General features: G+C 47.2%; 15 protein-coding genes and 2 other annotated features. Of the genes, 12 read left to right on the forward strand and 3 right to left on the reverse strand.

The window, feature by feature from the left end; all coding sequences use genetic code 11:
* Window positions 1-7: 7 nt before the first annotated feature.
* The 3 genes from DHU66_RS09670 to DHU66_RS09680 all read right to left on the reverse strand — a co-directional run bounded on the left by DHU66_RS09670 (window position 8) and on the right by DHU66_RS09680 (window position 2,835).
* Window positions 8-814 (reverse strand): ABC transporter ATP-binding protein, encoded by an 807-nt coding sequence (locus DHU66_RS09670; protein WP_108775750.1) that lies wholly within the window; start codon window positions 812-814, stop codon window positions 8-10.
* Window positions 814-1,752, reverse strand: a complete 939-nt coding sequence (locus DHU66_RS09675) for an ABC transporter permease (RefSeq protein WP_108775923.1) — start codon at window positions 1,750-1,752, stop codon at window positions 814-816. Before DHU66_RS09675 ends, DHU66_RS09670 begins: the two co-directional genes overlap by 1 nt.
* Window positions 1,753-1,830: 78 nt before the next feature.
* Window positions 1,831-2,835: an ABC transporter substrate-binding protein gene (locus tag DHU66_RS09680; protein WP_209451805.1), complete on the reverse strand. Its 1,005-nt coding sequence runs from the start codon at window positions 2,833-2,835 to the stop codon at window positions 1,831-1,833.
* Window positions 2,836-2,974: 139 nt separating this feature from the next.
* Window positions 2,975-3,173: a binding site (T-box leader), on the forward strand.
* Window positions 3,174-3,373: 200 nt separating this feature from the next.
* Between DHU66_RS09680 and DHU66_RS09685 the strand changes: the two genes are divergently transcribed.
* The 12 genes from DHU66_RS09685 (at window position 3,374) to DHU66_RS09740 (ending at window position 13,291) form a co-directional block, all read left to right on the forward strand.
* Complete coding sequence (locus DHU66_RS09685) at window positions 3,374-5,068, forward strand: IS1634 family transposase (RefSeq protein ID WP_108775752.1); 1,695 nt, start codon at window positions 3,374-3,376, stop codon at window positions 5,066-5,068.
* Window positions 5,069-5,209: 141 nt separating this feature from the next.
* Window positions 5,210-5,409 (forward strand) — a binding site (T-box leader).
* Between the two features lie 38 nt (window positions 5,410-5,447).
* Entirely contained in the window at window positions 5,448-8,090 is a 2,643-nt protein-coding gene (gene alaS / locus DHU66_RS09690) for an alanine--tRNA ligase (protein ID WP_108775753.1), read from the forward strand.
* Window positions 8,091-8,226: 136 nt separating this feature from the next.
* Window positions 8,227-8,496: an IreB family regulatory phosphoprotein gene (locus tag DHU66_RS09695; protein ID WP_108775754.1), complete on the forward strand. Its 270-nt coding sequence runs from the start codon at window positions 8,227-8,229 to the stop codon at window positions 8,494-8,496.
* Window positions 8,493-8,912 carry a Holliday junction resolvase RuvX gene (gene ruvX, locus DHU66_RS09700; RefSeq protein ID WP_108775755.1) on the forward strand — a complete coding sequence of 140 codons (420 nt, stop codon included), beginning with the start codon at window positions 8,493-8,495 and terminating at the stop codon, window positions 8,910-8,912. The genes DHU66_RS09695 and ruvX overlap by 4 nt, the downstream gene beginning before the upstream one ends.
* Before the next feature lie 36 nt (window positions 8,913-8,948).
* Entirely contained in the window at window positions 8,949-9,212 is a 264-nt protein-coding gene (locus tag DHU66_RS09705; RefSeq protein WP_108775756.1) for a DUF1292 domain-containing protein, read from the forward strand.
* On the forward strand, window positions 9,202-10,335 hold the full coding sequence (gene mltG, locus DHU66_RS09710; protein ID WP_108775757.1) for an endolytic transglycosylase MltG: 1,134 nt from the start codon (window positions 9,202-9,204) through the stop codon (window positions 10,333-10,335). Before DHU66_RS09705 ends, mltG begins: the two co-directional genes overlap by 11 nt.
* Window positions 10,332-10,802 carry an NUDIX hydrolase gene (locus DHU66_RS09715; RefSeq protein ID WP_108775758.1) on the forward strand — a complete coding sequence of 157 codons (471 nt, stop codon included), beginning with the start codon at window positions 10,332-10,334 and terminating at the stop codon, window positions 10,800-10,802. The genes mltG and DHU66_RS09715 overlap by 4 nt, the downstream gene beginning before the upstream one ends.
* Complete coding sequence (udk, locus tag DHU66_RS09720; protein ID WP_108775759.1) at window positions 10,802-11,434, forward strand: uridine kinase; 633 nt, start codon at window positions 10,802-10,804, stop codon at window positions 11,432-11,434. The genes DHU66_RS09715 and udk overlap by 1 nt, the downstream gene beginning before the upstream one ends.
* A gap of 37 nt (window positions 11,435-11,471) precedes the next feature.
* Window positions 11,472-11,948, forward strand: a complete 477-nt coding sequence (greA, locus tag DHU66_RS09725; protein ID WP_108775760.1) for a transcription elongation factor GreA — start codon at window positions 11,472-11,474, stop codon at window positions 11,946-11,948.
* 34 nt (window positions 11,949-11,982) lie between these two features.
* Window positions 11,983-12,246, forward strand: a complete 264-nt coding sequence (locus tag DHU66_RS09730; RefSeq protein WP_108775761.1) for a hypothetical protein — start codon at window positions 11,983-11,985, stop codon at window positions 12,244-12,246.
* A gap of 134 nt (window positions 12,247-12,380) precedes the next feature.
* Window positions 12,381-12,767 carry a hypothetical protein gene (locus DHU66_RS09735; RefSeq protein ID WP_108775762.1) on the forward strand — a complete coding sequence of 129 codons (387 nt, stop codon included), beginning with the start codon at window positions 12,381-12,383 and terminating at the stop codon, window positions 12,765-12,767.
* A gap of 50 nt (window positions 12,768-12,817) precedes the next feature.
* Window positions 12,818-13,291 (forward strand): ComEA family DNA-binding protein, encoded by a 474-nt coding sequence (locus DHU66_RS09740; protein ID WP_108775763.1) that lies wholly within the window; start codon window positions 12,818-12,820, stop codon window positions 13,289-13,291.
* The last annotated feature ends 74 nt before the right edge of the window (window positions 13,292-13,365 follow it).

Consider the following 13,365-nt stretch of genomic DNA (forward strand, 5'->3'; position numbering starts at 1 on the left):
TGAAGAATTACTGCTGTGTTAACAATGCTTCATCACTGGCAAAGACCGTACCGGAAACTTCCTCAAACTTGGCCAGCAGTGTTTCGACGGTCAGTTTTTTCTTCTCTTCACCGGCAATATCGACAATGATATGACCCTCATGCATCATGATCAGACGGTTGCCGTTCTTGATGGCATCCATCATGTTGTGGGTGACCATCATCGCAGTCAGATGATCCTTTTCAATGACACTGTTTGTCAAAGCCAGGACCTTCTCAGCCGTCTTTGGATCCAGGGCAGCAGTATGTTCATCCAGCAGCAGAATCTTTGGCTTCTGCAAAGATGCCATCAGCAGGGTAACGGCCTGTCTCTGGCCGCCGGACAATAAGCCAACCTTGGAAGTCAGCCGGTCTTCCAGACCAAGATTCAGCGGCTTCAGCAGCTTCTGGTATTCATTCTGTTCCTGCTTGGTAACACCCCAGGAAAGCCCGCGGCGCTTGCCGCGTCTTGCTGCCAGGGCCAGGTTTTCATCAATCTGCATGGTCGCGGCAGTACCGGTCATGGGATCCTGGAATACACGGCCGACATAGGCAGCACGCTTGAAATCCGGCAGACCTGTCACATCATGGCCATCGATCACGATCTGGCCGTCATCAATCGGCCACACACCGGCAACCGCATTCAGCAGGGTGGATTTGCCGGCACCATTGGAGCCGATCACGGTCACAAAATCACCATCGTGCAGCGTAAGACTGACATCAATCAATGCTTTCTTCTCATTGATCGTGCCTTTGTTAAAGGTTTTGGAAATATGTCTGAGAACAAGAGAGTCCATTATTTGTCCTCCTTCTGAAAGCGGGCAGCATTGCGTCCTGCTCTGGCAAAGGAATTACGCTGCTTTGCCTGCAGGTAAGGAACAGCAAGGAAGATGGCAACGATGATGGCTGTAAACATCTTGAGCCAGTTGGAATCCAGCTTGAGCCACAGCACAATCGTCACAACGATATAGTAGATGACACCACCCAGTACGACAAAGACCAGCCGGCCGGCAAAGTTGAGATGTCTGCCGCACAGGGCATTGCCAATCACTTCGCCAATGATGACAGCAGCCAGGCCGATGACGATGGAGCCGCGTCCCATATTGATATCAGAGAAGCCCTGCAGCTGTGCCATCAGGGCGCCGGAGAAGGCAACAATACCATTGGAGAAGGCAAGCCCGAGTACGGTCATGCGGTCAATGTTAATGCCCTGTGCCTTGGCCATTGTCGGGTTGCAGCCGGTAGCACGCATGGCGGATCCGGCTTCAGTACCAAAGTACCAGTACATGATGGCAATCAGAACGGCAGCAATGACCGCTCCGATGGCAATGGTTGGCGGAATGACACGGGATGTCACAACCAGTGCGTATTTATCAGCGGACACTGCTTTGTTGGCTGCCATTCCCATGATAGCAAGGTTAATGGAATACAGTGAGAACTGAGTCAGAATGCCTGCCAGAATGGTCGGAATGCCCAGCTTTGTATGTAATAAACCTGTTACTGCCCCGGCAGCCATGCCGGCAAGGAAGGCGACCAGCATTGCCAGCCATGGATTCCATCCTGCCAGAATTAACATAACGCATGTCGCACCTCCGGTTGTGAAGGTACCGTCTACGGTCAGATCTGCTACATCAAGAAGACGGAAAGTAATATAAACTCCCAGGGCCATAATGCCCCAAATGATGCCCTGGGCAATACCGCCCGGCAGAGCACCAATCAGATTTCCAATACTCATTTTAATTTTGCTCCCAATTGATAAACGCATGACATGGGTGCAGTTGTCTGCACCCATGTAGTTGTCTGCTGTGCTTAATCAGTTTTCAGCAGTATATGCCTGATAGCCATCAGGAACTGTAATGCCAAGCTTTGCGCACCTGTCCGCATCATATTCTTTGACCGGATTATCATAGTATTCAACAGGCATATCACTGATCTTTTCTTCTCCGGTCAGAATCTTCACAGCCATCTTCCCGGTTGTCTGACCAAGTTTGTAATAGTCAATGGACATGGTTGCGATGCCACAGCCGCTCATGATACCTTCCTCACCGGTAATGATCGGTACCCCAGCAGGCTCAGCCACGTTATTGATCGCTTCGGCGCAGCTTGCTGCTGTATTATCGGTCGGAATATAAAGCGCATCACAGTCATTGCAGGCACTCTGGGTAACACTTGCCACATCGTTTGAATCGGAGAAGGTGTATACCTTTACAGTCTTGCCTTCATCTTCCAGATATTTCTGTACCTGCTGAGCCTGATAAACACTGTTGGCTTCGGCGGAGCAATAGAGAATGCCGATGGTTTTTGCATCTGGCAGCAGCTCATCAAACATAGCAGCCTGCTGATCCAGCGGAGCAAGATCAGAAGTTCCGGAAATATTGCCTCCTACTGTGCCGTTGAAATCATCCAGTGAAAGGGCAACACCATATTCTGTAATAGCTGTGCCCAGAATCGGGATTGTGCTTGTAGCAGAAGCCGCAGCCTGCAGAGATGGCGTTGCATTGGCCAGAATCAGGTCCACGCCCTGGGTGACAAACTGATTGGCAATTGTTGTACACTGGGCAGAATCATTTGAGGCATTCTTCAGTGTGACGGTCACTTTGTCACCAAGCTCCGCCTTCAGCTCATCCTCAAAACCCTGACTGGCAGCATCCAGAGCCGGATGCTGGACCAGCTGGATGATGCCAACTGTGTAAGTGCCATCATCAGAGGCTTTGGCATCGGCTGAGGATACAGAGGCAGATGCAGTCGGACTGGATGCACAGCCTGCCAGGGCTGCAGCAAGAACACCTGCTGTCATCATTTTGCAAATATTTTTCATAGTTTTCATCTCCCTGAAATATATTACAGTATGGATGAATTTTATTACAATTAGGGGAAACAGGCAATACCATCCGCTATCGATTTGACTTCAAACCGTATTTTTTTTACGTTAAAGGCAACATTGTGCTAACATAATAAAGAAATCGCTGAAGGGGAAAAGTAGCATTTCTGTTCAGGCTGAAAGAGAGTAGACGGCAGGTGCAAGTCTATAGCCGGCAATGTGTGAAGCTGCCCGTGAGAGCATGTTAATCCATGCCGTATCCTGCGTTAAAGGATGAATTAAGGTGCACACACATGTGTGAACCAGGATGGTACCGCGTTGACAGCGTTCCTGGAAATCTGGAACGCTTTTTTATATTCATCAGGAGGTCCCGTCTTTAGAGCATAGCACCATGAATCTTTAGGAGTCCTTATTAGTCAAATCATTCATTCAGCCCTATTTCATGGGATTTTTTTGATGCGTGAAAATTTGACAAATTTATTTTTTAACTATTCTATATATGGTGTTATGGTGCTATAATATAAGAGGGTGCTTTATGGCCTACTTTCTTAAGAAATCTAACCTGAAAAAAGGTGTCTATCTGCAGATCTACGAGTCTTTCTACAACCCGGAAAGGAGACAGACCTGCCATCGTTCTTACAAGGCTTTGGGCTATGTAAATGATTTGAAGACTGATGAAATTCCGGATCCTGTCACTCACTACAAACAAGTTGTTGAAGAGATGAATCAGGAACGCAAGAAAGAGAAAGTCAAACGCATCTCTACTTCTTCTCCGATGCGCTCTTTAGGCTACTTTCCCCTGCATGCAATTCTCGAAAAGCTGCAGGTGAAAAGATTTATCGATCTGTATCAGCTTACTAATGACTTTCAGTTCAAGATTACGGATGTTCTCTTTTCGTTGATCTATGCGCGTGCTATCAATCCATGCAGTAAATTACGCACTTTCCACGAGGTGCTGCCATTCCTGTTTCAGGAATATGATTACTCCTATAATCAGATGCTCAAAGGAATAGAGTTTCTTGGAAGTAATTATGAAAAAATTGTTGAATTATTTACTGCTCAGGTTTCCGAAAAGTACAGTCTTTCCACTTCGACAACATATTTTGACTGCACAAACTTCTATTTTGAAATTGACCGTGAAGACGATTTCAGAAGAAAAGGGCCAAGTAAGGAAAACAGGAAAGATCCTATCATTGGGCTTGGCCTTCTGCTGGATGCCAACCAGATTCCGATTGGGATGAGAATGTATCCAGGGAACGAATCCGAGAAACCAGTTCTCAGGGATATTATTGCCTCTATGAAAAACAGACAAGGCATTAAAGGGAAAACCATACAGGTAGCTGACAAGGGACTCAACTGCTCTGAAAATATCATTAACGCGGTAAGCAATGGTGATGGCTATCTCTTTTCTAAATCTGTAAAGACACTTCCTGAAAAGGAAAAAGTATGGGTTCTTCTGGAAAACGGATATCAGAATGTTACGAACCCAGATGGAAGCCTTAAATACAAATGGAAGGCATGTGTCGACAAATTCCCATATACCTATACAGACAAAGACGGCAAAAAGCATACAGTCAATTTAAAAGAAAAACGGGTTGTAACATACAATCCGCAGCTGGCTAAAAAGAAGAAATTTGAAATCATGAAAATGGTTGATAAAGCCACCAGATTATCTCAGTCTATGGCCAAGAAAAATGAATATGGTGAATCTTCAAAATACGTCACATTCAAGTCAACCAGTAAAGGCGAAAAGACAGATGACAAGGTGGTTACAGAGATAAATGAAGCGCAAATCGAGAAAGACCTTAAGCTGGCAGGTTATAACCTGCTGGTAACTTCAGAAGTTAATATGGCTCCCAAAGACATCTACAGCACCTATCACAATCTCTGGCGTATTGAAGAATCCTTCCGGATCATGAAATCCGACCTGGATGCACGCCCTGTATTCTTGCAGAAAGAGGACACAATCAAAGGACATTTTCTGGTCTGTTATCTGACAGTTCTTCTGGGCAGGATCCTTCAATTTAAGATTTTGGAAAATAAATACTCTTCATCAGAAATATTCAATTTCATGAAGGAATTCAATGTAGTAGAAGCAGATGGAAAATACATCAATCTGGCAACCAACAGTCCCTTTATAAAGGAGTTTGCAGAGATGACAAAGCTGCCTCTGGATCACTATATATTGAACTCCAGAAAAATAGAAAAAATGCTGAACTTCCGATTCTGATATCGGAGGTTTAGCACCATTTTTTAACGTTAACTTCTAAAGTCAGGTACAATTATGGGAAACAGGCAATACCATCCGCTATCGATTTGACTTCAAACCGTATTTTTTTTACGTTAAAGGCAACATTGTGATAACATAATAAAGAAATCGCTGAAGGGGAAAAGTAGCATTTCTGTTCAGGCTGAAAGAGAGTAGACGGCAGGTGCAAGTCTATAGCCGGCAATGATGTGAAGCTGCCCGTGAGAGCATGTTAATCCATGCCGTATCCTGCGTTAAAGGATGAATTAAGGTGCACACACATGTGTGAACCAGGATGGTACCGCGTTGACAGCGTTCCTGGAAATCTGGAACGCTTTTTTATATTCATCAGGAGGTCATCATGACAAACAAACAGCTGACTGGCAATCAGGTACGCCAGATGTTCCTGGACTTCTTTGCGTCCAAAGGATGCATGGTAGAGCCAAGTGCCAGCCTCATTCCTCACAACGATCCAACTCTGCTTTGGATCAATGCCGGTGTTTCTGCTTTGAAGAAGTACTTCGATGGCAGTGAAAAGCCGGCTTCCAACCGCATCTGCAATGCCCAGAAGTCCATCCGGACAAACGACATTGAAAATGTCGGCAAGACAGCCAGACACCACACCTTCTTTGAGATGCTTGGCAATTTCTCAATCGGCGACTACTTCAAGACCGAAGCCATCACCTGGGCATGGGAGTTTCTGACCAGCCCGAAATGGATCGGCTTTGATCCCAAGCGCCTGTATGTCACCGTTTATCCAGATGATACCGACGCCTACAATCTGTGGGTAAAGGTCGGCATGGATCCCAAGCATATCCACAAGACGATGGATAACTTCTGGGAAATCGGCAGAGGCCCGGGCGGACCGGATACCGAGATCTATTATGACCGTGGTGAAAAGTATGATCCGCAGCACCTGGGCGAGAAACTGTTCTTTGAAGACATGGAGAATGACCGCTACATCGAAGTCTGGAATATCGTCTTCTCCCAGTACGACTGCCGTCCGGGTGAAGTGCCGCGCAGTGAGTATAAGGAACTGCCGCAGAAGAACATTGATACCGGCATGGGTCTGGAAAGGCTTGTCGCTCTGATTCAGGATGGTGAGACTAACTTCGATACCGATCTCTTCCTGCCGATCATTCATGCCACAGAGAAGTATGCTGCTCATCCGTATTCTGATCCTGAATACAAGATGGCATACCGTGTCATTGCCGATCATATACGTACCGTGACATTTGCCATTGCCGATGGCGCCATGTTCTCCAATGAGGGCAGAGGCTATGTCCTGCGCAGAGTATTGCGCAGAGCGGTGCGCTATGGCCGCAAGCTGGGCATTAACGGAGCTTTCATGTATAAGCTTGTCCAGGTTGTCGCTGACAATATGAAAGACTACTATCCGTATCTGGAAGACAAGGTGACCCTGATCAGCCGCCTGGTCAAGCAGGAGGAAGAATCCTTTGCCAGGACGCTGGACAAGGGTGAGGATCTGCTCAATGCTGCCATGAAGGAACATGAAAAGGAAAAGGCACTGCCTGGTGATGTCGTGTTCCGTCTGTATGATACGTATGGCTTCCCGAAGGAACTGACGACTGAAATTGCCCAGGATGCCGGCTATACGGTGGATGAAAAGGGCTTTGAGAAGGAAATGGAGCTGCAGAAGCAGAGAGCCAGAGATGCCCGTGCCAATGTGCAGTCCATGCATGGCCAGTCCAAGGATCTGATGGACTTTACAAAGGAAAGTGTGTTCACCGGCTATACCGATAAGACCTGCAAGGGTGAAGTCATCGGCCTGTTCCATGATGGCGTGGCTGTCAATGAACTGTCTGATGAAGGTGATGTGATTCTTTCCAGCACCTGCTTCTATGCCGAAAGCGGCGGTCAGTGCGCAGATACCGGCAAGCTGTGGAATGATACATTCAAGGCAGATGTCGTTGACGTGCAGAAAGCACCGCACAAGCAGCATATGCATCATATCGACCATGTCGAGGGTATTGTCCACATCGGCGATGTACTGGAAGGTGCTTATGACTATGCAGCAAGACAGAGAACCCGTGCCAACCATTCTTCCCTGCATCTTTTACAGGCAGCTCTGCGTCAGGTACTGGGCGATCACATTGCCCAGGCAGGTTCCTACAATGGACCTGACTACGGCCGTTTCGACTTCACGCATTTTGAAAAGCCGACGGCTGAGCAGCTCAAGGAAGTAGAGCGCATTGTCAACGAGAAGATCAATGAAGATCTGCCTGTTACAACCCAGGTTCTGCCGATTGAAGAAGCAAAGAAGACAGGTGCTACAGCCCTGTTTGATGAAAAGTACGGCGATACGGTCAGAGTCGTATCCATGGGTGATTTCTCCAAGGAATTCTGCGCCGGTACACATGTCAATAACACAGGTGATCTGGGCAGCTTCCATATCCTGTCCGAAGAGTCTGTCGGTTCCGGTGTACGCCGTATTACTTCTGTCACCAAGATGAAGTCGTATGACAGCTTCAAGCAGGAAGAAGAAACACTGAATGACCTGGCTGCTCTGCTGAAGCTGAAGAAGGCAGACGGCCTGCATGAGCGGATTGCAAAGCTTCTGGAAGAAAATAATGAACTCAAGAAGGAAGTCGCAGCTGCCAATGAGAAGGCACTGCAGTCTGATGCAGAAAGCAAGCTGGCTGTGGCAGTGGAAGTCAATGGCCTGCATGTCCTTGTGCTCAAGCTCAAAGACTTTGAGGCTGGTGAGCTCAAGAAGTATGCCGAACTGCTGCGCAACAAAATGAAGGATGGCTTTGTGTTTATGGCTGATGAGACAAATGGAAAAGTTGTCTTTGTGGCCGCAAGTTCCAAGGCGGCAATTGCCAAGGGTCTCAAAGCTGGCGATATCGTCAAGAAGGCAGCCCAGATCTGCGGCGGCAATGGCGGCGGCAGACCGGATATGGCTCAGGCCGGCGGCCGTGATGTAGCCAAGATTGATGAAGCAATCGCTGCTGTCAAACAAACCATTGAGCAGTTATCATGACAAACAGAGAAAACCGGGAAACCGGTTTTTCTTTTTGGCTTCAAATGTGAAAATTCACTAAAGTTTGGCATAGCCTGCATGCACACTTATATACTTTTTTTGCATTTTGTCCTAAAATATGAAAAAGGAGGCTCGTATGAATAAGAATAATCAGGATGTTACGGAAACTGTCAGCTTTAATGCCGAAGAGATCCGCCGTTCTAATATCTGTGAGATTTTAAAGCATGTTTCACAGGCACTTGAGGAAAGAGGCTATAACTCGATCAATCAGCTTGCGGGCTATCTGATTTCCAATGACCCGGCTTACATTTCCAGTCATAATAATGCCAGAAGCATCATTCAGTCTGTTGAGCGTCATGAGATCATTGAGGAGCTTGTCAGATTTTACCTTGAGGAGCACAAGTGAAGTATTTAGGCCTGGACCTTGGCAGTGTGACCTGCGGCGTTTCGATCAGCCAGACCGGTCTGATTGCCGGTACGTATGAAACAATCCGCTTTAAGCCGGATGATTATGATTCCGCCCTGGATCAGGTGCTGGAAGTGATCGCCAAAGAGAAGCCAGATGAGATTGTGCTTGGCATGCCGTATATGCTCAATGATGATATTGGACCGCGTGCACAGATCTGTCTGGAGTTTGGCAGACAGCTTGAGAAGGAGAGCGGTCTGCCGGTGCATATGCAGGATGAGAGGATGACGACGGTGGAGTCGGAGGATATTCTTCTGCAGGCGGATGTTTCCAGGAAAAAGAGAAAGAAAGTCATCGATCAGATGGCTGCTGTTGCCATCCTGCAGAGATGGCTTGATAGTGGCAGAAGGGGCTGAGGCCGCCTTTTGCTTTTAGGGGAAAGGAATACTTGTATGACTGATGACAACCGCATGACGATCACCGACGACAATGGCCAGGAACGGGAGGTGCATATCCTCTCCAACTTCGATGCCCCGGATGGACGCCACTTTGTGCTGTTTGAGGATCCTGCTAATCCGGATGCCGGCGTGTATGCCTACCAGTACGATGGTGATGGCAACATGGATGTCGTAACGGATGAGAAGGATCTAGAAATGTGCGAAGAAGTGCTTGGTGCAATCAGCGATCAGCTGGAAGGAGGATGCGATGGCAACTGAAGATACTGCCAGCCTGAACAATGAGGAAGAAGCGCAGCCAAAGAAAAAGAAGAAGCACAGCATTGTCTTTCGGATTGTTTCAGTCATTGTGCTGCTTGGCATCGTGATTCTGGTGTCTGAGGGATACTACTATTATCGATGCACACAGCCGATGTCTTCCCAGAGTGAAACGGTGGAATTCGCCGTTCCGGATGGGGCTACGATTGCGTCTGTATCAGAAGATCTGCAGTCAGCAGGCCTGATCCGCAATGCAAAAATCGGCTATTACTTTGCCAAGCTGAATGGCTACAGCAATCTGTATGCCGGTAAATTCAACCTGGACAAGTCTATGACCTTGGATACGATCTACCAGACATTGAATGACCAGAGTGCTGCCATTTCGGATGCCTCGGTCACCATCATTGAAGGTGACTGGGCCAAGGATGTGGCTGCCAAGATTGCAGCAGTTACAGATGTATCTGCGGATGATCTGATGAATCTCTGGAACAATGCGGACTGGATCCGATCCGAAATGAGCAAATATCCATTCCTGACAGAAGATATGTTTGCGGATGGTGTCAGATGTTATCTGGAAGGCTATCTTGCCCCGGATACATATTCTTTCAAGCAGGACAGCACAGCAGAAGAAATCACGGAGAAGATCCTGGATCAGACCAATGCCGTCTACAACCAGTACAAAGATCAGTTTGCCGCATCAGGCTATACGATTCATCAGATCTATACGCTGGCTTCCATTGTGCAGTATGAGGGCGGCTCTCAGGATGAGGAAGTACTCAAGAATATTGCCTCGGTATTCTACAACCGTCTCAATGCAGATATGCCGCTGCAGTCATCGGTCACGGTCTGCTATGCTATTGACTATGACAAGCAGACTGACAACTGGCAGTCCTGTGAGGTCAACAGTGATTTTGATTCACCATACAATACCTATCAGCATGATGGCCTGCCTCCCGGGGCAATTGAAAATGCCGGTACAGCAGCACTGGAAGCGGTCCTGAATCCGAATCAGACTGATTATTACTACTTCATGGCAGATGTCTACGGTGATGGCACGGTTTATTTTGCCAGAACACTGGATGAGCACAATGCCAATGTAAACAAGTATCTCTACGGCAACTCATGATCCATTCTGTCTGTGTCTATCTGCATGATGGCAGTGCATGGCTGCTGATGTACCGCAACAAAAAACCACATGATGTCAATCATGGCAAATGGATCGGCGTTGGCGGCAAGATGGAAAAGGATGAAACACCACTTACGTGTGCCATCCGTGAAACGCGGGAAGAAACCGGTTATGAATTGGTACCAGATTCTTTACAGCTGCAGGGAGAAGTCCTGTTTGATTCGCCGCTTGCAGAAACAGAGAAGATCTGGATCTATACAGCACAAGTGCAAAAGCATGATCTGTCTATATGCAATGAAGGCACGCTTGCATGGGTGAAGGAAGAGGATATCTTTTCACTGTCTATGTGGGATGCGGACAGAATCTTTCTGAAAGAAGTACTTGCAGGGATCCAGCAGCCGTTTTACTATCGTGCACGGTATGATGAGGCAGGCCGGCTGACAGGCTTGTCAAAGGGAGATGAATGATGAGTAAACCAATCATTATTGGCATTGCCGGAGGCAGTGCATCTGGAAAGACAACGATTGCAGAAGAAATCCGCAATGCATTCTCAGATGAAAAGAGTGTATTGATCATCCGTCAGGATGACTATTACAAGGATCAGTCAGATATGCCGATGGAAGAGCGCCGCAAAACAAACTACGACCATCCGCTTGCATTTGACAATGACCTGCTGATCTCCCAGATTCATGATCTTCAGCATGGCAAGCCGATTGAAAAGCCAAACTATGACTTTGTCAATCACACCAGGGCAAAGGAAACAACAACCCTCTATCCATGCGACGTGCTGATTCTGGAAGGTCTGTTTGTACTGGAAGTCAAAGAGATTCGTGATCTTCTGGACATCAAGGTATTTGTGGATACGGAACCAGATATCCGGTTTATCCGCCGTTTGATCCGTGATGTCAAGGAAAGAGGCAGAACCCTGGATTCAGTTGTGAGCCAGTATGTGACAACGGTCAGAGTCATGCATGATTCCTTTGTGGAGCCAAGCAAGAAATATGCCAATATCATCATTCCGGAAGGTGGTTCCAACACAGTTGCAGTCGACCTTCTGATCACAAAAATCAGTAGCATCATCCACCATGGAATGCTATAATTACCGCGCAAATTTAATCAAATAAAAGGAGTCGTTCATGTCTGAAGATAAAATTTATGTCACTGAAGAAGGCTTGAAAAAGTTACAGGATGAGTATGATAATCTTGTCCATGTTGTTCGTGAAGAAGTAAAAGCAGAACTGGCAGAAGCACGTTCCCTTGGCGACTTGTCCGAAAACGCCGACTATGATGCCGCACGTGACAAGCAGTCTCAGGTTGAAAGCAGAATCGCACAGCTGGAACAGATGCTGCAGCCGGGTCACTATGAGATCATCAATAAGAAGACCGGCCGTTCCAAGACCGTATCCATCGGTTCTACGGTTACCATCCGTTTCCTGGATACCAAGGAAGAAGGAACTTACACCATTGTTGGTTCCACCGAAGCAGACCCGCTCAATGGCAAACTCTCCAATGAAACAGCACTGGCAAAGGCCATCCTGGATCACAAGGTTGGAGAAACAGTGGATGTCAATGCCAAGCAGCCATACTCTGTTGAGATCCTGAAGACCAAGTAATCACTACATCATATTTCAACTTAAAACAGGTGATATGTTTCGCATCGAAACGCATCACCTGTTTTTATTCCTGCATTGTCCAAAGGCAGATCATCAGGAGACAATGGCAGCATCCACCACCACACCATTGGAAACGGTGATGGAAAGCCCAGGCCGGAATCCATATGATGCTGGGGCTGCAGTTGGTGTAACAGCAGGAAAGGTGCTTATTACAGCAGAAGATGGGGAAGCGGCTGCCGTACCGGAAGCATATGCCGCTGCCAGAGCGGCCCAGCAGCAGGCAGAAAATGAAGCATAGGATTATCTGGGCGTAATTGATGATGACATCAAACAACTCCAGAACCGTGTCCAGGAGCTGACCCGTGTCAATGAATCCCTGCAGGCAGAAAACCAGGGACTGCGGGAAAACTGAACAGTCAGGACGTACAGCCGGTGTTATTCCTTGGTGATGAAGAGGAATTCTTCCCGGATGAAATCAAGGAGATCATCCTGAGCATCCTTGATGAGGCATTGTCCAGCTGTAAAGAACAATCAAGAAGAAATGATGTCGTGAAAGATCTGCTGGATCATAACAGCTATGGACATGAATGCCAGAAACATCAGAAACAGATCATGGAACTGATGACCGGCTATTCCGTGATGTCTTCTGCATTACGTGGGGCCTTGATGGATCTGGGCATCCATATCCAGGACGATGGCAAACATTACAAGCTTGTCTATTATGGCGACCATCGCTACCAGACCACCATGTCCAAGACCGGCAGTGATGTCCGGGAAGGCAGAAATATCGCCAGCAAGATTATCAAGACGATGTTTTAAACAGGGAATTCATCATTTTCAAGGACATAAGATCAGTGGAGGTTTCCTGTATGAAACAGACACTGATTTTGATTGCCATGATTGCCCTGGCCCTGTGCATCGATCTTTCTCCTGTGGATCTTGCCAATCTGCAGAATGAAAGCATTCATGTTTCGATTGATGGTGAAGTACAGAATCCTGGTGAGTATGAACTCCCGTTGTATTCGCAATTGACATCTTTGCTGGAAATGGCGGGAACAAAGGAAAGTTCTGATCTTTCCAGCCTGAATCCTGATACGATCCTGAAAGATCATGACCGCATTATCATACCGGCAGTTTCCGCACAATCCAAAGCCAAAGTATCCATCAATGCGGCAAGCCAGGAGGATCTGACAGCACTGCCTGGCATCGGACCTTCCACCGCTGCCCGCATCATTGCTTACCGGGAAGAAAATGGCTTCTTCCAGCAGCTGGAAGATCTGATGAACGTCAAAGGCATTGGGCCAGCCAAGTTTGACAAGGTGAAAGATCACATTTCTCTATGAAGACAATCTGGAACAGAATCCTGCTGCTGGCACTATGTGTTTTTGTGTTTCGATGTCTCTCATCAAGGTGGCCG

The organism is Lactimicrobium massiliense (assembly GCF_900343155.1).
Classification (GTDB): domain Bacteria; phylum Bacillota_I; class Bacilli_A; order Erysipelotrichales; family Erysipelotrichaceae; genus Bulleidia; species Bulleidia massiliensis.

Coding starts and splice junctions, on each gene's coding strand:
- DHU66_RS09715 (WP_108775758.1), top strand. CDS start 10,332: ATGATCCATTCTGTCTGTGTCTATCTGCATGATGGCAGTGCATGGCTG.
- DHU66_RS09740 (WP_108775763.1), top strand. CDS start 12,818: ATGAAACAGACACTGATTTTGATTGCCATGATTGCCCTGGCCCTGTGC.
- DHU66_RS09695 (WP_108775754.1), top strand. CDS start 8,227: ATGAATAAGAATAATCAGGATGTTACGGAAACTGTCAGCTTTAATGCC.
- DHU66_RS09675 (WP_108775923.1), bottom strand. CDS start 1,752: ATGAGTATTGGAAATCTGATTGGTGCTCTGCCGGGCGGTATTGCCCAG.
- alaS (WP_108775753.1), top strand. CDS start 5,448: ATGACAAACAAACAGCTGACTGGCAATCAGGTACGCCAGATGTTCCTG.
- mltG (WP_108775757.1), top strand. CDS start 9,202: ATGGCAACTGAAGATACTGCCAGCCTGAACAATGAGGAAGAAGCGCAG.
- udk (WP_108775759.1), top strand. CDS start 10,802: ATGAGTAAACCAATCATTATTGGCATTGCCGGAGGCAGTGCATCTGGA.
- DHU66_RS09705 (WP_108775756.1), top strand. CDS start 8,949: ATGACTGATGACAACCGCATGACGATCACCGACGACAATGGCCAGGAA.
- greA (WP_108775760.1), top strand. CDS start 11,472: ATGTCTGAAGATAAAATTTATGTCACTGAAGAAGGCTTGAAAAAGTTA.
- DHU66_RS09685 (WP_108775752.1), top strand. CDS start 3,374: ATGGCCTACTTTCTTAAGAAATCTAACCTGAAAAAAGGTGTCTATCTG.
- DHU66_RS09680 (WP_209451805.1), bottom strand. CDS start 2,835: ATGAAAAATATTTGCAAAATGATGACAGCAGGTGTTCTTGCTGCAGCC.
- DHU66_RS09670 (WP_108775750.1), bottom strand. CDS start 814: ATGGACTCTCTTGTTCTCAGACATATTTCCAAAACCTTTAACAAAGGC.
- DHU66_RS09730 (WP_108775761.1), top strand. CDS start 11,983: ATGTTTCGCATCGAAACGCATCACCTGTTTTTATTCCTGCATTGTCCA.